Genomic DNA, 320 nt, shown 5'->3' on the forward strand with positions numbered 1-320 from the left:
TACACCACACACCACCCCGCAAACCCAACTTCAAAAGGGGTTCGCACCAGGGGTGGTAAAAAGAAACAAGACTGCTTGCGTCCACTATGTGGTTCCCAACCAACAAACCCGTCACACGGTAAGTTGCCCAGGGAACAAAAAACCACAACAAAATAACAACACCACAGCTGTAACAACACCACAGTTGAAACAACAGCACAGTTGTAACACCAGATTTCCCACACACACCCCGCGGGTGTGTGCCGGGTAGAAGGGTTACGGCGGTCATAGCGTGGGGGAAACGCCCGGTCCCATTCCGAACCCGGAAGCTAAGACCCACA

General features: G+C 52.8%; 1 rRNA gene. It reads left to right on the top strand.

Annotation, left to right across the window (positions count from 1 at the left end):
• Positions 1-256: 256 nt before the first annotated feature.
• Positions 257-320, top strand: a 5S ribosomal RNA gene (rrf, locus tag JYA52_RS02465); the annotation flags it as partial.

The sequence above is a fragment of the Arthrobacter pascens genome, from assembly GCF_017052465.1.
Taxonomy (GTDB): Bacteria; Actinomycetota; Actinomycetes; order Actinomycetales; family Micrococcaceae; genus Arthrobacter; species Arthrobacter pascens.